Annotated in this window: 20 protein-coding genes, 2 pseudogenes and 2 riboswitches; of the genes and pseudogenes, 12 read left to right on the top strand and 10 right to left on the bottom strand. The window is 67.8% G+C overall.

What is annotated here, in order from left to right:
- Window positions 1–145: 145 nt before the first annotated feature.
- A pseudogene (locus ACIQCZ_RS34705) lies at window positions 146–380 on the bottom strand (hypothetical protein); the annotation flags it as partial.
- Window positions 370–496: riboswitch (cobalamin riboswitch) on the bottom strand. It overlaps the preceding pseudogene by 11 nt.
- Before the next feature lie 25 nt (window positions 497–521).
- Window positions 522–1,151 carry a histidine phosphatase family protein gene (locus tag ACIQCZ_RS34700; protein ID WP_402288630.1) on the bottom strand — a complete coding sequence of 210 codons (630 nt, stop codon included), beginning with the start codon at window positions 1,149–1,151 and terminating at the stop codon, window positions 522–524.
- Between the two features lie 122 nt (window positions 1,152–1,273).
- Window positions 1,274–1,367, top strand: a riboswitch (adenosylcobalamin (AdoCbl) riboswitch).
- A gap of 45 nt (window positions 1,368–1,412) precedes the next feature.
- On the opposite strand from ACIQCZ_RS34700, the gene ACIQCZ_RS34695 reads away from it, so the two are divergent.
- On the top strand, window positions 1,413–1,628 hold the full coding sequence (locus ACIQCZ_RS34695; RefSeq protein WP_391743742.1) for a CbtB-domain containing protein: 216 nt from the start codon (window positions 1,413–1,415) through the stop codon (window positions 1,626–1,628).
- Between the two features lie 28 nt (window positions 1,629–1,656).
- A complete protein-coding gene (locus tag ACIQCZ_RS34690) occupies window positions 1,657–2,430 on the top strand; it encodes a CbtA family protein (protein WP_402288627.1) in 774 nt (257 codons plus the stop codon).
- A 117-nt stretch (window positions 2,431–2,547) separates the two neighbouring features.
- Here the strand turns inward: ACIQCZ_RS34690 and ACIQCZ_RS34685 are convergent, their stop codons facing one another.
- On the bottom strand, window positions 2,548–3,057 hold the full coding sequence (locus ACIQCZ_RS34685) for a GNAT family N-acetyltransferase (protein WP_402288624.1): 510 nt from the start codon (window positions 3,055–3,057) through the stop codon (window positions 2,548–2,550).
- Window positions 3,058–3,198: 141 nt separating this feature from the next.
- Here ACIQCZ_RS34685 and ACIQCZ_RS34680 point away from each other — a divergent pair, with 141 nt between their 5' ends.
- Window positions 3,199–3,369 (top strand): hypothetical protein, encoded by a 171-nt coding sequence (locus tag ACIQCZ_RS34680; RefSeq protein ID WP_402288623.1) that lies wholly within the window; start codon window positions 3,199–3,201, stop codon window positions 3,367–3,369.
- Window positions 3,370–3,488: 119 nt separating this feature from the next.
- Here the strand turns inward: ACIQCZ_RS34680 and ACIQCZ_RS34675 are convergent, their stop codons facing one another.
- Together ACIQCZ_RS34675 and ACIQCZ_RS34670 are read right to left on the bottom strand one after the other, a co-directional pair.
- Window positions 3,489–3,857, bottom strand: coding sequence for a tetratricopeptide repeat protein (locus ACIQCZ_RS34675; protein WP_351085660.1), 369 nt, complete (start codon window positions 3,855–3,857; stop codon window positions 3,489–3,491).
- 1,341 nt (window positions 3,858–5,198) lie between these two features.
- Window positions 5,199–5,444, bottom strand: coding sequence for a hypothetical protein (locus ACIQCZ_RS34670; protein WP_402288621.1), 246 nt, complete (start codon window positions 5,442–5,444; stop codon window positions 5,199–5,201).
- An 89-nt stretch (window positions 5,445–5,533) separates the two neighbouring features.
- Here ACIQCZ_RS34670 and ACIQCZ_RS34665 point away from each other — a divergent pair, with 89 nt between their 5' ends.
- Window positions 5,534–5,749, top strand: a complete 216-nt coding sequence (locus ACIQCZ_RS34665) for a hypothetical protein (RefSeq protein ID WP_402288618.1) — start codon at window positions 5,534–5,536, stop codon at window positions 5,747–5,749.
- Window positions 5,750–6,996: 1,247 nt separating this feature from the next.
- Window positions 6,997–7,560, top strand: coding sequence for an RICIN domain-containing protein (locus ACIQCZ_RS34660; RefSeq protein WP_402288615.1), 564 nt, complete (start codon window positions 6,997–6,999; stop codon window positions 7,558–7,560).
- 464 nt (window positions 7,561–8,024) lie between these two features.
- Here ACIQCZ_RS34660 and ACIQCZ_RS34655 read toward each other — a convergent pair.
- Window positions 8,025–8,273 (bottom strand): annotated as a pseudogene (locus tag ACIQCZ_RS34655) (transposase); the annotation flags it as partial.
- Between the two features lie 474 nt (window positions 8,274–8,747).
- Between ACIQCZ_RS34655 and ACIQCZ_RS34650 the strand changes: the two are divergent.
- Window positions 8,748–8,990: a DUF6207 family protein gene (locus ACIQCZ_RS34650; RefSeq protein ID WP_402288613.1), complete on the top strand. Its 243-nt coding sequence runs from the start codon at window positions 8,748–8,750 to the stop codon at window positions 8,988–8,990.
- 19 nt (window positions 8,991–9,009) lie between these two features.
- On the opposite strand, the gene ACIQCZ_RS34645 is transcribed toward ACIQCZ_RS34650, so the two are convergent.
- Entirely contained in the window at window positions 9,010–9,777 is a 768-nt protein-coding gene (locus tag ACIQCZ_RS34645; RefSeq protein ID WP_402288610.1) for a Ku protein, read from the bottom strand.
- A 192-nt stretch (window positions 9,778–9,969) separates the two neighbouring features.
- Window positions 9,970–10,134: a hypothetical protein gene (locus ACIQCZ_RS34640; protein WP_402288608.1), complete on the bottom strand. Its 165-nt coding sequence runs from the start codon at window positions 10,132–10,134 to the stop codon at window positions 9,970–9,972.
- Window positions 10,135–10,310: 176 nt separating this feature from the next.
- Here ACIQCZ_RS34640 and ACIQCZ_RS34635 point away from each other — a divergent pair, with 176 nt between their 5' ends.
- The 3 genes from ACIQCZ_RS34635 to ACIQCZ_RS34625 are packed head-to-tail and all read left to right on the top strand — an operon-like array spanning window position 10,311 to window position 13,287.
- Entirely contained in the window at window positions 10,311–11,387 is a 1,077-nt protein-coding gene (locus ACIQCZ_RS34635) for a tyrosine-type recombinase/integrase (RefSeq protein ID WP_402288796.1), read from the top strand.
- A complete protein-coding gene (locus ACIQCZ_RS34630) occupies window positions 11,384–11,710 on the top strand; it encodes a helix-turn-helix domain-containing protein (RefSeq protein WP_402288606.1) in 327 nt (108 codons plus the stop codon). The genes ACIQCZ_RS34635 and ACIQCZ_RS34630 overlap by 4 nt, the downstream gene beginning before the upstream one ends.
- The gene (locus ACIQCZ_RS34625) at window positions 11,710–13,287 is read left to right on the top strand and encodes a hypothetical protein (protein WP_402288603.1); all 1,578 of its coding nucleotides are present in this window, start codon (window positions 11,710–11,712) and stop codon (window positions 13,285–13,287) included. Before ACIQCZ_RS34630 ends, ACIQCZ_RS34625 begins: the two co-directional genes overlap by 1 nt.
- A 52-nt stretch (window positions 13,288–13,339) precedes the next feature.
- On the opposite strand, the gene ACIQCZ_RS34620 is transcribed toward ACIQCZ_RS34625, so the two are convergent.
- Complete coding sequence (locus ACIQCZ_RS34620; RefSeq protein ID WP_402288601.1) at window positions 13,340–13,864, bottom strand: hypothetical protein; 525 nt, start codon at window positions 13,862–13,864, stop codon at window positions 13,340–13,342.
- A 294-nt stretch (window positions 13,865–14,158) separates the two neighbouring features.
- The gene (locus ACIQCZ_RS34615; RefSeq protein WP_356090491.1) at window positions 14,159–14,524 is read right to left on the bottom strand and encodes a DUF4440 domain-containing protein; all 366 of its coding nucleotides are present in this window, start codon (window positions 14,522–14,524) and stop codon (window positions 14,159–14,161) included.
- A 293-nt stretch (window positions 14,525–14,817) separates the two neighbouring features.
- Between ACIQCZ_RS34615 and ACIQCZ_RS34610 the strand changes: the two genes are divergently transcribed.
- The 3 genes from ACIQCZ_RS34610 to ACIQCZ_RS34600 form a co-directional block, all read left to right on the top strand.
- A complete protein-coding gene (locus tag ACIQCZ_RS34610) occupies window positions 14,818–15,441 on the top strand; it encodes a DUF6313 family protein (RefSeq protein WP_402288599.1) in 624 nt (207 codons plus the stop codon).
- Entirely contained in the window at window positions 15,438–16,118 is a 681-nt protein-coding gene (locus tag ACIQCZ_RS34605) for a pentapeptide repeat-containing protein (protein WP_402288597.1), read from the top strand. Before ACIQCZ_RS34610 ends, ACIQCZ_RS34605 begins: the two co-directional genes overlap by 4 nt.
- Before the next feature lie 541 nt (window positions 16,119–16,659).
- On the top strand, window positions 16,660–17,776 hold a 1,117-nt coding region (locus ACIQCZ_RS34600; protein WP_402288594.1), incomplete at its 3' end, for a WD40 repeat domain-containing protein.

Below are 17,776 nucleotides of genomic sequence, written 5' to 3'. Positions count from 1 at the left end.
GGGAACGGGGGAGAAGGCTTCGTTCGTATGCGATTTAAGAAGTGAACCAAGAGCCTGTCAAGGCTTTGGTACGGACCACACTTCTTGCACGGAGGCGTACGGTGCGCGGCCCGGGACGGGCGCCCGTCCCGGGCCGCGCGGCGGATCAGTGGGCGGTTTCGGCCACCGTCGCCCGTACCTCGACGGCCGCCGAGACCAGGTTCTCCAGCGAGGCGCGCACTTCGGGCCGGCCCCGCGTCTTCAGGCCGCAGCCGGGATTGACCCATAGCCGTTCGGCCGCGGAATCGCTTCGAGTCCCTTACGGAGCGGAGCGACCGCCTCGGCCGTGCTCGGCACCCGCGGGTGTGGATGTCGCACACGCCGGGAGCGGCCTTTCTCGGACATGACGGCGGTCGTTCCCACTCATCGCTGCGGGGCAGTCCCGGATTCCCACCGGGTTCCCTCTCGCGACGCGTCTGTCCGGCGGACAAGGCGAACCGGCTGTGCCATCGGACGATGCACTGACCGCGGCCCCCGGCACCTCAGTTGTCCGGGCGCGTGGTGGCGGACCGAGGAAGCCGGCTTTGCGGAGCGGGGGACAGCGGCCGACCGCAGCGCAGGTTCCACCGTCCCGAGCGGCCGCTGAGCCCGGTCAAGGTGAGCGGGGCGACATCCAGCCGCCAGAACGCCTCCGCCGGCAGAGCGAGCGCCCGTACGACCATCGCCCGCACCACGGCGGGCTCGACGACCGCCAGTACGGGGCCGCCCTCCTCGCCGTCCCCGGGCTCAAGTGCCGCCAGCAGGCCGCCGATCCTGGCGCAGAACTCCAGCAACGATTCGCCGCCGTGCGGAGCCGCCGACGGATCGGTCATCCAACGCGACACCGCTTCCGGCTCGCTGCCGCTCACCTCGGCCAGTCCCCGTCCGCTCCAGCGGCCCATGTCCCAGCCACGGAGCGCGGGTTCGGGTCCGGCGCGCAACCCCAGCGCGTCGGCGGTCCCGGCACACCGTTCGGACGGCCCGCGCAGATACCGGTCGGCCGGTGGCACCGCCGCGGCGGCGGCACGTGCCCGCCGGGCCCCCGCCGCGTCCAGCGGGGCATCGTCGTCGATGCGGGCCTCGCGCAGCGCGGAGTTGAGCGCCGGTGAGATCAACATCAGCTGTACCGTCATGGCCCGGTCAACTCCCTGAACTGTGGCCTCTCGCGTGCTCCCACCTTGGCACGCGGGCGTTGCGGTCCCGCCGACGGCACCGTGGCCCTGTTCGCTCCCAGGGGGTATCGTCCGACGAACATGACGAAGGTGTGACGGAAGTCCGGTGAGAATCCGGCACGGTCGCGCCACTGTGTACCCGTATCCGTACGGGAAGTCAGACCCGCCACCTTCGTCCCAGGCACCACGATCGGGACGCGTGTTCCCTCAGGAGGTTCTGCCATGGCACAGAGTGCTGTCCCCGCCACCGCCGTACCGGCGATCACCCCCATCTCCCTGAAGTCCATTGCCCCTTGGGCGGTCTTCTTCGGCATCCTCATGCTCGTACTGCTGTACTTCGTCGGCGCGGAACAGGGCGCCACCGCGGTCATCTCCGGCGAGGGCGTCCACGAGTGGGTCCACGACGGTCGCCACCTCCTCGGTTTCCCCTGCCACTGACGCGCCGTCCGATCCAGGGGAAGACCTCATGAACTCCATATCTGTCAGAGCCCTGCTCGTCCGCGGCATGCTGGCCGGCCTCGCCGCGGGCGCGCTCGCACTGGTCGTCGCCTACTTGCTCGGCGAGTCCCGGGTGGACGCGGCCATCGCCCTCGAGGAGTCGCACGGCCATGACCACGGCGGCGGTGAGGAACTCGTCAGCCGCACCGTGCAGTCCACCGCGGGTCTTGCCACCGGTGTACTCGTCTTCGGTGTGGCGATCGGCGGGATCGCCGCCCTCGTCTTCTGCTACGCCCTCGGCCGGATCGGCCGATTCGGCCCACGGGCCACGGCCGCCCTGATCGCGGGTGCCGCCCTGCTGGCGGTGTACGTCGTGCCGTTCCTGAAGTACCCGGCCAACCCGCCGGCCGTCGGCAACCCCGACACCATCGGCCGCCGCACGGCCCTGTTCTTCCTGATGGTCGCCCTCAGCGTGCTGCTGGCGGTCGCCGCCGTCATCCTCGGCAAGCGGCTGGCTCACCGCCTGGGCAACTGGAACGCGACGGTCATCGCATCGGCCGCCTATGCGGTCGTGATCGGGGTCGCCTACGCGTTCCTGCCCTCGTTCAACGAGGTCGGAAGGGATTTCCCGGCCACCCTGCTCTGGGAGTTCCGGCTGGCCACCCTCGCGGTACAGGCCACCCTCTGGGTGACCTTCGGTCTCGTCTTCGGCCACCTGACGGAACGGCTTCTCGTGCCGAGGGCCGACACCGTCGCGACGGGAGACGGTACGGCGAACCGGGTCGCCGCCACCGCCGGCTGACCGGCGTACCACTCACCACCAGCGGGACGGCGGAACCCGCCGGGAGCCTCCCGGCGGGTTCCGGGTTCCGCCCTCCCGCCCGACGTGGCCGTACCCGGGAAACGGACGGACGCGTCCTCACTGCTCCACGCCCTGCCGGCCCCAATCGATCCGGTAGTACTTCAGCCGCGCGTCCTCCTTCTCCAGGCGCATGCCGACGGCTGTCATGACGTGCTGCGACGCGAGGTTGTCCAGGTCGGTGTCACCGTGCACACAGATCACTCCCTGCTCGCGGGCGAACCGCAGCAGCGCGCGCAGCGCCTCGGAGGCGTAGCCCTTTCCCTGAGCCGAGGGAACGAGGCCGTAGCCGATCGTGACGTGCCCGTTCTCGTCCGGGGCGCCATGGAATCCCATCCCGCCGATCACAAGGGAGTCCTCACGGCGACATATCTCGTACGAGCCGAAGGGGCTCGGATCCCCCGTCGTCGCGCAGGCGTCGAGGAAACGCTCGGCCGCGGCCATCTCGCCGGCGGGCGGGTATCCCGGCGCCCAGCGGGCACCCTCGCCCGGCGTGCCGGACATCACCTGCAAGGCGTCGGAGGCGTTCATCAGACGGAGCAGGAGGCGGGGAGTCTCAAGGCAGGTCATGACCGAGTGAACTATCACGCGGGGCGGGTGCACGGCATCAGGATTGTCCGGGAGGGATGTCCACCGGGCAGCGGAACGGCGTCCTGCGCGGTCTTGCGGATCCGGGCGAGCTGGGCGCAGCGATGTCAGGGACGGCGGCTGATGTCCGTCGCCCGCCCCTCGATCTCCGGCGACGCGAGCATGTCGCGGTGGGCCCGCGACGCCGTGCACGCCGCGGTCTTCGCCCCGGACATGTCCGGCACGTCCGCCGACACGGACGACGCGTGGGTCACCGCGTCCGAGGGTCGGGTGCCGGCCACCGGGCCCGGCTGAACGCACTGCTGCGACAGCCGCCCGACCCGGAAATCGCGCAGGTCGAGGGCGCCCTTCTGACGGAATGGCTGAACCGTCCGTCGAACGCCCTCAACGACCGCTGGGACCCCGCACGACCGTCAGGCGCCGGTCCTCCGGTCACCGTCGAAGTCGAAGTCCCCGGAGAACGCCGCCGCCATCCGCAGATGACCGGTCGCCTCCGCGCTCCGACCCTGGCGCTCGAGCGTGCGGCCCAGCATCAGCCGGGCGTACGGCTCCACCGGGTCGCGCTCCAGGACCGCCCGCAGCTCCGTCTCGGCCCTGCCGAGCCGCGCCGAGTGGTAGTAGGTCCGGGCCAGCAGCAGACGCGGGGAGACCTGCTCCGGCGCCTCCTCGACCAGCCCTTCCAGAATCCGGGCCGCAGTCATGTACTCCTTCGCCTCGAAGAACATCTGCGCACGGTCCCAACGCTCGGCGGCCGTACCGAACTCGAAATAGGTGTCGCTCACTTGACTCCTCCTTCACGGACCGTCGCCGGACCCGCCCTGCTGCTGACCGCGCCATGCGCTCGGTCACGCTTCACTGACCCGAACATAGCGCATTGGTTGAATATTCCACTAAATTATCGGCGTGGGTCACGGGCGCCCCCGGGCCCGCGCGGGAATAGGTTGAGCGCCATGAACAACATCCTGCCCTGAGCTGTGACAGGTCAGGGGGGGTTGCCCCACCTGACCTGCAACGCAGCATGCAGGTTCGAGTGGTTCGTCGCATCTTCGCGCAGCACGTTGCAGCGATCTGCGTGATCATTTTCCCATCGGTTTCCCAGTTTCCCGCCTGGCCGAGGGGGGAGAGTCTGGACGAAATCGCCACAGGGGCCGGAGACCAGTGCTGCTCTCCGGCCCCTGCTGTCTGTCCTCCCCAGCGTCACTGGAGACCCGCCGTGTGCGACTGGGATCTCACGCCGCGAACAGGGGGCCCGAGGGGACGCGATGACGGGGTCGTGGCATCCAGCCGTCTGTTCTGGCGCGCGCAGTGCCGGCGAGCGGCAGGGAGGGAAATGCTGACATCCGCGGTGCCTCAACTGGCTTCCGGCGTATCGCCGCCGGGTGCTCCGGCGCGGCGACGAATGGTGACGGCGTTGCGGCCGCCGACGCCCGATGCGTTCTTCGGCTTCCGCGCGATGAAGTCGGAGGCTTCGCCCAGGACGAAGCCGCCACCACCTCAGAGGTGATGACGGCTTGGGGATGATGGGTGGAACAGGCGCGGTATACCCCGTGCTCGCCCCCGGCGGTGACATCGGTCCTAGTTCTGCCATGCCTCGCATGGACTGCTAATCGCGCCTGCCTATGGGGCACTTGGCGCATGCTGAGCAATTTCCGCCTTGGCGCTTCACGAGTTCCCTCATAGTGTGCTGCTCGGCAGAGTTATGCAGTACCCAAGGCGGCACCATGCATACGATCTTGTCGTCGATCTCGCCTCGGAAGCCGTAGAAGTCTGGCCCGAGATCCAAAACGAGCATCTCGTGCACGGAATCACTGAAGCCATCCTCAGGTTGTTCGCATTCCGCCTGCCGGCTTTGCTGCGGGTCAGAAGTCATAGATGCCGCCGCATAGATCCCGTATGTGGGGGCCATATGCCGTGGCTGCTGACCGAATGCCGCAGTGCATATCTGCGATCTGTAAGCATATCGAGTGGATTCGGTTCTCGGTGCATGTAAATTCCTCGCGAGTGGCTTATCCTCGTGCCGTTCACCTGTCGAGTGGCGTCTAATCCGTCTGTCAAAGCTTTCTCGGAGAGCCTATCGACTCGTATCTGACTAGTCAATCGAGTCCTTCCCGCTCGGTGCGGGCCTACGTGAGGTGGGTCGGCTCGTGGTTCCCGGGAGTGCAGATCTCCCACAGTGGCTCGCGCAGGTGCCAGGCACGGTGCAGGGCCTCGGCCTCGTGGGTCGGGCCGATGGCGTGGCGCTCGCGCCACGCCTCGCAGGTTCCGCTGTCCGGCCACCGGTCGGGCAGCCATGCGGCATAGGCGGTGATCAGGCGAATGTCCAGGTGGATTCGGGCCGTTGTGAGGGACGGTCCCCAGCGGACTGTCACTGCCGTGTCGGTCGCGGTCTATCCAGAAGACGGGATGGCCGCGCTCAACGGGCTGCGTCCGAACCGCGATGGAGAAGGTACCCGGCGTCTTGTTGAGGCCGCCTGAGCTGCGCTTTTGGGCGCACGCGCCACTCACTTATGCGCGGGCCGATTTCCCGGATTGGGACCTCAACCGGGCACTGCGGGCGCTGCGGCCCACGCGCGTGGACATCACCGTCGACCGCGTCCACCTCGTCAATCAGTACCAGCACCCCGACCGGGGCTACTACACGTGGGATGTCGTCGAAGAGGTTCGGCTCGGCTGACTGGCCGGTGACATGGCTTGCATTTTGGCCACCTTCCCCGAAGGCAACTGCTGAGCAACAGCACCGGAGCAGTTTCGCGGTACTTTGCACCACCGTTCGGTCACGGATTCTGATATCTTTCACCGGTCACTCGTGAGGAGTTCTCACATATGAATGGCCAGCATGTCCAGTGGGGCTTGGGTAACGTCTTGCACAGCTGCGCAGCTGAAGGCGCGCGGCCTTGGCGGACAGGGCTGGGGGACACGTGCTGAGCGACGAGGAAGCCTTCAATGCTGTGCTGAAGCTGGTCAAGGAGCGAGGCGAAACCCTCCCCGCGTCGCCGCCCTCTGTTGCTGAGATCACCTGGCACTGCCTGCTCGAAGGCGAGATCGTGCGTTGCATTGAGAACCGCACGGAGAAGGAGCGTTTCCACACCGGCTCTCTGGACCTCTCGGACAAGCCGGTGTTCGACACCACCATTGCTGCCCACCGTGTTCCGCCACCGCGGGACCCTTCCCAGCAGAAAACCGGAACAAGGCGCCTGGGGCAAGACGGAGAATGTCAGCGAGACTTGGTACTTTTCAGCTCGAACTGGCACCGCGTGACTTTGCACGGTAGATGGCCAAGGTTTCCGCGCTGCTTGGTTTGCCTGAGCACCTCGCCTGGCCAGTGCCTGACGGTGCCCGGAGCCCCGGTGGCTTTGTTTACGAGAACCGACAGCCAGACCGGTCGGGACATGACGAGGAGCGCCCGGCCGTGTAGGCCGGGCCCCCTGCGCGCCCTGGTTTTCCTCGGTCGGCTCGCCTGGGCGAGCCTGTGTTGCCCGGGCCAGGAATCGAACAGCGGCCCTCGGATGACATAGCTGAACCAGCAGGGCCACACGAAGTACGAGCAGATCATGGTGCAGAGCTTCACGATGACGATCGACCAGCCCGAGTAGCCCGACCAGGCACGCCCCGGCCCCGCCGGTCCTCCGGCGGGGCTCAGTGGTGTCTGGCCCCGACGGAGTGACGCGCGTCCACGGCGACCTGGTCCCCTGGCGAACGTGCCGGCACCAAGTGGGGGCGCGTTCGGCCGCGTTGCTTCGGTGAGTCGAGGCAACATAGATCAGCTTCGTCACCTCGCGCGTCTTGGAATCATTCTTTCAGGTGTTTGTTCGCCGCCCCTGCCAAGCCTGGAGGGTGTCTTGCGTAACATCAACGTGATCTTGATCAGTTGGGGTGCGAAGTTCTGCCTGCCCTGCCCCGGACTAGTCCTGTAGGAGAGCCATGTTCACCACTCGATGGATCCGCGCCGTTGCTTGCACAGCCGCCGCTGTAGCGATCGTGGGGACCGCAGCGACGGGTCAGGCCGCTGCTGCCTCCAACCGGACCGATCAGCGGCTGATCAACAAGATGGACGGCAGCCGGCTGACGCTTAACGGCGACTCGACCGCTGAGAACACGGCCGCCATCACTCTGCGCGACCCGGCCTGGAACTACCAGAGCCGGGTGTGGGACGAGGTCAACGGCGACTGGGAAAACGGCATGTTCACCGTGACGTTCAAGAACAGGGCGGCGAACAAGTGCCTCCAGCCCTCCAGCGCGTCCCCCGTTCGCGGCACCACGGTCGTGGTCCGTACCTGTGACGGGTCCGATCTTCAGCGTTGGGTGATGCGGCCGGAGTACGACAACAACTCCCGTTGGTGGCTGTGGGAGCCGAAGGTGAACACCAACCTGGCGCTCGCCCTCAACCGCTACAACGACGGCAGCTGGGACACGCTCCACCTGGACACCGCGTACCCCAGCGACGACCGGATGTGGCGTCTGAACGCCGGTGACTCCTCCTGGTAGATCACCGTCCTGTCGCGGGCTCGGCACTGATTAACGCTGAGGCGAATTCAGGCCTGGTTGACGTCGGCCTTCCGATCCAGTTTGTGTCTGGAAGGCCGACGGTCAGGAGGGTTCTTCGCGCACGCTCTCTGACGGCAGGTCAGCGCGGCGCCAGCCTGGGGGCATCAGTCGCATGGGCGGTGACCGTTCCTCCCCGGAGGCCTTGAAGTCCGGCCAACCGCGCGGGCCCGGCGCCACCCATGATCGATCTCACCGCCAACCACGGTTCCATCAGTACCGAGGCCGAGCACCGGGTCTGCGCTGGCGAATCCGCTGACGAGCCAGGTCCAGGCCGTGGGAGAGTTGTGACGTCCGGGCCGGGTTCGCCCGGCTGGCCCGGACCTGGGTGGTGGCCGTGACCGTGAGAACGATCAATCCTGCTGGGCTTCGCGGGGCTCCGGCTGGCCCTTCCGCCGGGACTGCCGCTGGGTGATGCGCCTGGTCATGATGGTGATCGCGGCCCAGGTGATCAGCGATTCCGAGTCTTGGATGAGGCGTTCGTAGTCCCGGGCGTGCCGGCGGGCGTGCATGATCCAGGCGTGGGACCTCTCGACCGCCCAGCGCCGGGGAAGGACGACGAACCCCTTCGCGTCCTTGGGCCGGCTGACGGTCTTGACCGTGAGGTTCAGATACTTCTTCGCCCAGGTCACGAGCTGTCCGGCATAGGCCGAGTCGGTGGATCCTGGACTGGCTGCTGACCTTCCCCGGCGACGGTTGGCAGGAACGCTGTACTTGGCCCCGGTGACACCCCGCCGCGCGCCGCTTCCTGTTCTGGAACACGTTTCCTCCGTTGCTGTTCGGTGCAGTCGTGGGAACGACCGCACCGAACAGCCGGTATCGCGCAATGTGGCCAAACCACCCCTTGAGGCGAATCCGCCGGCTGCCCCGTCGACCGGAGCAGGGGTGACGCCGAGGTGAGCCCAGAAGCCGCCAGTAGTTGATCTTGGGGTTCGTCTGTCGCCGGCCGTCACCCCGAACAGCGAGCAGCTGGCCAGCCGTACGGACCGGAGCTTCCATCGAGAAAGATCCATCCAGCCGGGGGGCGGAATCGGTCGGTTGCGCCCCCCCACCTGCCTCTGGAGTACTCGTACGGGTGGAACTGCAACCAGCAGCGAACTGCCTGCTGCCGTTGGAGCGTGGGCCCAGTCATGGAACAGATTGACCCTTTTCACGTCTCGGAACCGGGCCTGCTGGTCGTTGACCTCACCGCGGCGGACGAAGAGACCGTCCAGGCCGCGATCGATGCGCTCGGTCGGCGCTGGGCAACGTCGGGCGGTGGCCGGGTTCACCGTGTCCCTGGCGAGCCTGGGGTGACGGCGAGACTGTATGCAGATATCCGCCGCCCTGGTATCCGCCGCCCTGGGTCCGAGGGCGCTGCGGCGCCGGACTGAGTTCCGGGCCGCTACGTGCTCAATCCCGTCGCTTCGCACGGGCGGCCTGGACGCTCTCCTCCAGCGCCGCCAATAGATCCACCGGTGCGGCCGGCACTCCAGGCCTGGCCAGTTCGCCGCCGCTGAGTTTCGCCGTGACCAGCTGCTCCAGGGCGTGCCCGTACCGATCCTGCAGCTCGCTCTCCTCGATGCCGGGCAGTGATCCGATCAACGTCTCAGCGAGTTCGAGTTCGCGGTCTGTGATGGGCGAGGACGGGGCGAGATCACCGGGGTCACGCAGCTCGTCGGCCCAGAGCAGGGTCTGGACAACGAGCACTCCGTGCCGTGGACGCAGCAGTGCCAGGCGTTCCCGGCTCCTGATGGTGATCTTGGAAACGGCCACGAATCCGGTTCGGGCGAGGGCTTCGACGAGCAGGGCGTACGGTCGGTCGGCCCCGGGGCCGTTTGGCCCCGCGAAGTACGGCTTGTCGTAGCTGATGGGGTCGATGTCCTGGCCCGGGACGAAGCCGAGTACCTCGATGACACGCTTGGTCGGCAGCGGAAGGCGGGCCAGATCCTCATCCGTCAGCGGCACCACATTGCCGTCGGGCATCGCGAAGCCCCGTCCGACTTCCTCGTACGGGATTTCCCGGCCCTCGACCCGGCAGAAGCGCCGGTGCTCGACCCGGCCGGAGTCGGCGGTATGAATCTCGTGGAGCCGCACCCGGTGCTCTTCGGTGGCGGCGAACAGCTGGACGGGCAGCGCGACCATCCCGAACCGGATGACGCCGGACCATGTAGCCCTCATGCTCCCAGCGTCGACGGCTGACGGCCGAGACGCATCCCCGAACCGCGCACCTGGCCTCGGCCGAATCCGGCGCCTCACGGAGGCGCGGGCCCTCGCCGTTCGAGCGCCCATGTGGAGACGCAAGGCGGGGCCCTACGGTCCCGATGCCGCCCGGGGCGCGGGAAGTACGCTCCTCGGGCGGCACTGTCGGTGTCACGGGCGCCGGCGCAGCAGAGCGGCGGCAAGCCCGGGAAGGGCACGCACGACGGCGACGACATCAGACCGACGGGCGCGGCAGATGGCGACGACGCAGACGACGGCGGCGCACACAGGGACGAGAGCGAGTCCGAGAGCCAGGGTGATCGTGGTGGCGTCCATGTGTGCGACATCCCGCGAGTTCCCCTGAGCCCCGCTGAGTCTTTGTCCCTGTGGCCAGGGCGTTCTTCCTCCTTCGTGTGCTCTGCGGCCTTGTGACGTAACTTCGGGATTCCTGAAGCGTTCTCATCTCGTCCGACCGATTCGCAGTCGGGTCGAAGGCGAGGAGGCTCGGGTTGGTGGCGCTGGCAGTCGTACGGGACCTACGTGAGCACTGGGCGCCCGCGTCGGCGGAGGATCTGGAGCGATTTGAGACCGACGCGCTGTCCGGGTTCGTTCTCGCGCGGGCCTCGGCTGGCCTGGCGGACGGCACCATCCGCGGGGACGTCGGGCACCTGGACCAGATCAGGACGTGGTTCGGCCGACCCCTGTGGGACATGGAGCCCGCTGACGCGGACACGTACTTCGGGAGGGTCCTGCGGAATTCGCCCAGCGGCACCCGGCTGGCCCGGTCGCAGGCGCTGACGACGTACTTCATGTTCCTGGAGCTGCGGCACAAGGTCGAGATCCACCGGATGACCGGCCGGGTTGTCGAGTGCCCGATCGACGAGATGAACCGGCCGCGCGGGGCGAAGGACGCCCAGTTGCGTATCCCGCCGACCGAGCCGGAGATCGGGACGCTGTTCACCGGCTGGGGCGGCGAGCTGGCCACCTGCCGCAAGTTCGCCCCTGCCGCCAGGAACTACACCGCCTCGAAGCTGCTGTCCCAGGTCGGCCTGCGGGTGAGCGAGGCATGCAAACTCGACCTGGACGACATCAAGTGGAACCTGGGCCGCTTCGGCAAGCTCCACGTCCGCCACGGCAAGGGCGCCCGCGGCTCAGGCCCGCGCGAGCGGATGGTCCCGCTGATCAACGGTGCCGACAGGACACTGCGGTGGTTCATCGAGGACGTCTGGGGTCAGTTCGACGACGACCACACCCGCCCTGGTGCCCCGCTGTTTCCCTCCGAGCGCAAGAACGCCGACGGCTCCTCACGTCGGGTCGGCGACGACGCCCTGCGCTGCGGGCTCAAGGACGCCGCGAAAGTACATCTGCCGGGGTGGTCCGAGAAACTGACGCCGCATGTCCTGCGGCATTTCTGCGCGTCCCAACTCTATGGAAACGGGCTGGGCCTGCTCGCAATTCAAGAGGTTCTGGGGCATTCCTGGATTGCCACAACGATGCGATACGTCCACGTCCAGCAGACCCGGGTCGAGGACGCCTGGGTCGCCGGGACCGAGCGGGCCGCGAAGCGGCTGGAAGGGCTGATCCGATGAGGTGGAACCTGCGGCTGACGGCCGCGAACAAGGGTATCTGGAAGGCATCCGAGCTCCAACGGAGCCTGGCCGAGCACGGCCTGGTGATCTCGGCCGGGAAGATGTCCGGACTGTGGTCCGGCCAGCCCGTCTCACTTAAGCTGGAGGATCTGGACGTCATTTGCGTCGCCCTCGGCTGCGAGATCAGCGATCTACTGATCCCCGAGCCGGAGAAAGTCCGACGCCCCGGCGAGGAGACCGGCCAGCAGGCCGCCGTTGCGGGTGGCCCGGCCCCGGTGGTGGTGCCGCGTCGCTGTGACGGCCGGTCTCTGCCACCGATGTGATGGCCTACGTTCTGCCGGCGGGCAAGTGCAAACCGCCAGCCAGTTGCCCGACCTGCTTCGGCTGGGGCGTGCTGCCCGGCCGCGCCTGCGGCGCCTGCGCGAGCTTTCGCCGCAACGAGGAGCCCGCCGACTGCAGCGGCTGCCGACGAATCGTGCGGTTGAAGAAGGGGTACTGCCGTCTGTGCTGGCATCAGGCAAGCCAGGACGCCAAGGGCCAAGTCACCGTCTTGGAGCCCTACTTGGAGAAGGTGCAGCATCATCAACTGTTTTTCACCAACCTCCACCGTCCGCGTCAGCCCGGCCCTCCCAGAGGCAAGCAGGGACGACGCCGGGGTCGCCCGCGCCACCCCGACCCGACCCCCGCCCACCGGCCGGTCTCCGGTTGGCTCCAGCCGCCGCTGTTCGAGGCCCGCCGAGATTTCACCCGGTTCAATCGCCAGGAACATGCCCGGCTCGACAACCCGTGGCTGGCCTGGGCCCGGCATACCGCACATCGTCTCGGCGAAGCGCACGGCTGGCTTCGCCGTGTCCGCCTCGACGTCGGCCGAGCCCTGGTCATCGTCCTGTCCGGCCATGTCAACGGCGAAGTCGTGCGGCACTCCGAGATCTTCCCGGCCCTGCGATCCCGCGGGCTCAGCGTCCAACGCACAGTGGAAGTACTCGCCGACATCGGCGTTTTCCAAGACGACCGGACGCCGTCGTTCGAACAGTGGCTGGAGCACAAGCTCGACGGCATCGCCCCCGGAATCCGCCGCGACGTGGAGCACTGGGCCCGCCTCCTGCACGACGGTGGCCCCAGGTCCCAGCCACGCGACGAGGCCACGGTCTGGGGCTACCTCAACCGCATCCGTCCCGTCCTGCTGGAGTGGTCAGCCCAGCACGACCACCTGCGCGAGGTGACACGCGACGACGTCCTTACTCAGCTCGGTGCCCTCCACGGCAGTCAGCGACGGCACACGCTCATCGTGCTGCGGTCGCTGTTCGGCCGGACGAAGAAGAGCGGCACCATCTTCAAGAATCCGACCAGCCGCATCCGCGTCGGCCAGCACGAATACGGCATCCTCCAGCCTCTGGAGCCCGAGCACGTCAACGCTTCCATTGACGCGGTCGCCAAGCCAGCCGACCGTCTGATTTTCGTGCTCGCCGCAGTACATGCCGCACGATCCGGTGCGATCCGGCGCCTCCAGCTGGGCGACCTCGACATCGGCAACCGCAAACTCGTGATCGACGGCCGTGTCCGGCCTCTGGATGAACTGACACTGCATGTCGCCCGCGAGTGGCTGGACTACCGGCGCCGCCGCTGGCCAGACACATCCAACCCGCACCTGCTGATCAACAAGTTCACCGCCTTGGGCACCGCCCCGGTCAGCGGTGTGTCCCTGACCGCACCGCTTCGCGGCCAGGCCGCCACCCTGGAACAACTCCGTGTTGACCGACAGCTTGAGGAAGCACTCGCCCATGGCCCCGACCCGCTCCACCTCGCCGAGGTCTTCGGCCTGGACGAGAAGACCGCGATCCGCTACGCGAACTCCGCACGGGCGCTGCTGGACCAGGCCGCTGAACAGCCACTTCACTGAAGTCTGCTTGACCGATCCACGCCTTCGCCGAGGGTGAGCACGCCGGGCAGAGTCAGCATCCGGGGCCGATCGGCGGAGACGATGTCAGGGCGAGGGCAGCGCTCCGCAGCTGGGCCGCCCACGTCTGCTGGTCAAGCCCCAACGTGTACTCAATGCAGCAATCGCATTGCGGGATCAGCGCCACGAACGATTGCTCCGCCGCGGTCTCGACCTCCGTCTCCCACCAGTCATCCGTCGCCAGATCAGCGGGAGTTATCTCTCCATCGATGAGTCTCGCCGCCATCCGGCGCAGAGCGTGGCGCCGTGCCAGGCCTCGATCCGGCAACCCGATCCCGGACTCGGCAAGTGCCTGCTCGAACGCGTCGCGAATATCGCGGGCATCCGCGTTGCGAGGCCAACCGGCGAGCTCGCACAGCGTCGGGGTGTCCAGCCCAGCCGCGAGCGCCTCAGCAGCGATCATCGGCAGATCCTCCGGGCGTATCTCATCCGCCTGATAACGGCACGCCACCTCACCCAGAGACGTGAGGCCACTCTGCATAGAGGTTTCCGGTTCCGGTGTCGTTCCTTCTGCTCTCATGACTCCTACGGTGTCAGCACCGTTCCCAGGGAAGGCACCCAGGGGCGGGCCCACTCGGCACCCACCCCGCGTGTTCGCCTGAACCCGAAGGCCGAACCCACGAGAACACGACAATCCATCCTCGGGTTCCCGCGAAAAGCCCTTCAGTTTCCGTGAACTCGCGGGCCTCAGGGGGTGCCGGTAAGAACCGTGTCACCGGCCGCAAACGATCACGTAGCCCCGCCAAGGCCAGCTCACACACAACGGTTCCAGCCCGCTGGTCCTGCCGCCCTCACGGGCGGCAGGACAATCTACTCAGGCGGCCAAAGTGCCCTGATGGAAGTACATCCGCCAGCCCGTGTCCGTCAGGCGCCACAACGAGCTCCTCCGAGCCCGACGGCCCTCGTGGTCGGTGAAGAACGTCAGATGGACGAGCCCCGGAGCAAGGACGACTCCGGTCATCTCGCTGACCTTGACCGGAGACTCCGGAGTCACTGACCTGTCACCAGTCACGGAGAGCACCGAGTCCATGTTCCACCAGCGTCCAGAAGCCCCGATCTCGGTGAACTCCGGATCCAGAAGCTCCAGAACACGGGACGAGGAAGCACGCACCTCGGGATCGAGTAGGCGCATCTCCCCATCGATAGCTGCTTGCACGGCCCGCTCGTTCTCATCCGTCATGCCCGGACCCTACGGGCGCCGCTTCGCGGATCACAGTGAATTGTTGATCTGCTGCCCCGACAGCCAGGCCACGCCGTCATACGTTGCGTGAACAAAGCCACTGTGATGAAGGTCGGCGTTCACCTGTCCGGGAGACGACGTGGCACCTACCGTGGGTGATTGTGTCCTCCGCAACTGCGCCTCCGCCTGACGGGCCCCCGCCGCCGCCGCGGCGGCGGCAGCGGCTACGGGCTCGCTGGGCCGACCGGCATGCTCTGCCCCGGTTCGGGTTCTGGCTGCTCAGCCGCGGCGCCGTGGTGCTGGCGGTATGCGGCGTGCTGTACGTGCTGAACGGGTTCTTGACCGGCTGGGCGAACGCCTACGACGTAATGCTCGGCATCACCTCGCCCGCCGGCGTCCGTCCCCAGTGGTGCGCCTGGCCACTGTCCCTGATCGGCTGGGCTGTGATGCCCGCCATCGTTGGAGCCGCCGCGGGCTACGTCATCACCGAGCAGATCAACGCCCACCACGCGCGCGACCTGAGCGACGTACTCAGCGAACTACGCAGTCTGGCAGCACCCCCCCAGCCCGCCACCGGCCTCCGGAGACGGCTCGTGATCACCCTGCATGACGTGCACAAACAGGGCAGCGAGGCCGTCAAGACCGCAGTCCTGGCGTTCGGCGCCCGTCACCCCTTCAACAACCGGGACCCTGGACCGGACTGGGACCAGGCAGAGCAGCACTTCACCCTCCTGATCGAAACCATCATGGGAGCGGTACCCCCACAGAACAGTGCAGCAGCCACCGTGCGGCGGGCAGAGAACGAGGCCATCCACTTCCTTCTGTCAGTCAGCAACCTGCCCGACTACCGCTGTCCCATCTGTGTCAGGCGCCAGGCCCCAACTGTGAGCCCCCGGCCTACGCTGGAGACGACATGACGGACTACGAACGCGCCGAGCACGCAGGCCGCCTGCGTGGACTGCTCTACCTCGCCTGTCCCGACGCCCCGGCCTTGGCTATCGAGTCCACCGCCGAGGCCATCATCCGGCACTCCAAGGAAACCCCCAGCGAACCAGTCCCTGAGGCCGCTGACCTCAGCCAGCCCCGGGAACACCCTTCCGGTGCGGGTCAGCTGAACCTGCGCCACGCGATCCTGACCGGGGCGATCCTGACCGGCGCGGACCTGACCGGCGCGGACCTGACCGACGCAAACCTGCGCCGCGCGGGCCTGAGCTTCGCGGACCTGACCCGCGCGGACCTGACCGGCGCGGACCTGAGCGGCGCGGACCTGAGCGGCGCGAACCTGAGCTTCGCGGACCTGACCGCCGCGAACCTGACCGGCGCGAACCTGAGCTTCGCGAACCTGACCGGCGCGAACCTGCGCCGCGCGGGCCTGAGCTTCGCGAACCTGACCGAAGCGGACCTGACCGGCGCGATGCTTACGGGTGCCAGAGGCATGCGTCTTCCAGTAAGGGCAATCTGGGACCTGGAAACGATGTGGCCTGCCAACCTGGCATCGGATGTTGCCGAGCACTCCGACGAGGTGAGTCCGGGCGTCTACCAGGTACGCGGCGGTGGTGGGAAGAGCCCGGCCAGCAGCGCCGTCGGGATATGACTGGCTGGCATTCCCCGACCCGCGAAGTCAGTGCGAGTAGCTCCGCCGTTTGCGGCTGGTGACACCGTTCTTACCGGCACCCCATGAGAGGTCTCCAGTGTTCGGGCGCACGGAACCGAGGTGCGCAGTGGTGGGAAGAGGGAGACCCCCGGCCGTTGGGCGCGGGGGTCTGGATGTCTGGCGGCAGATCATCAGCCGGAGCGGCTGCATTCAAGATGCGACGGGGGAGAGCTAGGCGCGCAACTCCGCCAGGATTCGAGTGTGTGGAATGCCCGTCAGTGGGAGCTCCGGGGCGGAACTCACGACTTAGAACTTGCGCGAATAGGTGCGGGTCGGGGGATCGGTCAGGGCCGTGCCGCAGTCCAGCAGTTGTTACTCACCGTGATCGTTCTCGGGTGGATGTGGGGTCTGCATAGACGTGTACTTTGCCCGGGCGTCAGGTCGGGATTGCTCGTTGGGCGTGCGCAGAAGTACGCAATTTCGTTCCTGGTGTGTGCTTGGGGGTGGGTTGGTGTCGGTGGGGGCGGTTACCGTGCCGGACATGTCTGACGATCTCCAAAGCAGTGGCCCGTACCGTGAAGGTGTCGTGGCGGGCGGGCAGTTGACCGATGTGGGGTGGCTGGTGAACACCGATCCGGGGCGGGTCCTGTCCGCGTTGGACGGTGCGGTGGGTCGAGAGGAGGCGCTGGCGGCGGCGGTGTACCGGGCATCGGCGCATCTGCACCGGGCCGTCGGCGCGGGGGTGCGGCGGCAGTTGCTGGCGTTGGACGCGGCCCGGTATGGCGATCGCGGGTTGGCGGAGCGGATTACGGCGGTGCCGGTGGAGGGGGAGCCTGCGGCGCGGTGGGGGGTGGACTGGGCCACGGGTGGCATGGCTGTCCCGCGGCTCCGGCACATGTTCACTGGCCACACCGACGAGGTGAACGCGGTGGCGACGGTGGTGGTCGACGGCCGACCGATTGCTGTCACCGGCAGCACCGATGCCACGGTACGGGTGTGGGACCTGACCACCGGCAGGCCCATCGGCGAACCCTTGGAAGGCCACACCGGCCCGGTGTGGGCGCTGGAGGCGGCGGTGGTGGACGGGCGACCGATTGCTGTCACCGGCGGCTATGACCGCACGGTGCGGGTATGGGACCTGGCCACCGGCCGGCCCATCGGTGAGCCCCTGACCGGCCACACCGGCGGGGTGGGGGCGGTGGCGACGGCGGTGGTGGGCGGTCGCCCGGTCGCCCTCACCAGCAGCGACGATGGGACGGTGCGGGTATGGGACCTGGCCACGGGCCGGCCCGTCGGCGAGCCCCTGACCGGCCACACCGACGGGGTGGGGGCGGTGACAACGGCGGTGGTGGAAGGCCGACCGGTCGCTGTCACCGGCGACTGGGACGGCACGGTGCGGGTACGGGACCTGGCCACCGGCCAGCCCGTCGGCGAACCCCTGACCGGCCACACCGACGCAGTGAACGCGGTGACGACGGTGATGGTTGACGGCCGACCGATTGCTGTCACCGGCAGCGACGATGAGACGGTACGGGTGTGGGACCTGACCACCGGCCAGCCCATCGGCGAACCCCTGACCGGCCACACCGACGCAGTGAACGCGGTGACGACGGTGATGGTTGACGGCCGACCGATTGCTGTCACCGGCAGCGACGATG

This window comes from Streptomyces sp. NPDC093149, from assembly GCF_044754145.1.
Lineage (GTDB): Bacteria > Actinomycetota > Actinomycetes > Streptomycetales > Streptomycetaceae > Streptomyces.
This window is presented reverse-complemented; position numbering and strand designations above follow the sequence as displayed.